At 59.8% G+C, this 264-nt stretch carries 1 protein-coding gene; it reads left to right on the plus strand.

The genetic code is table 11. The features are described 5' to 3' along the window. Window positions 1-264, plus strand: a 264-nt coding sequence (locus AC0L3B_RS39660; protein WP_473383319.1) for a hypothetical protein, incomplete at both ends; no start/stop codon positions are given.

The raw sequence follows: 264 nt of genomic DNA on the forward strand, positions 1-264 counted from the left end.
TGATAACGATGACCAGCGCTGGTACTCAGTCGTAGGCGTGGTGCCCAGCGTTATTCATGGGCGGCCTTTCAGTGCATTTCGCCACCGCGCCACGGTGTATCGTTCCCTGGAACAGCAACCCTCTTCCTCATTGATGCTGGTGCTGCGCACCCAACAGCCGGAAGGCGTGGGCCCGGCGCTGATCGATGCGGTCCGCCAGGTGGATAACAATCTTTCGGTCAATCAGATCCAGACGCTGGATGAACGCCTGGCCCGCAACACTGC

The sequence above is a fragment of the Bradyrhizobium sp. Kon56 genome, assembly GCF_055807635.1.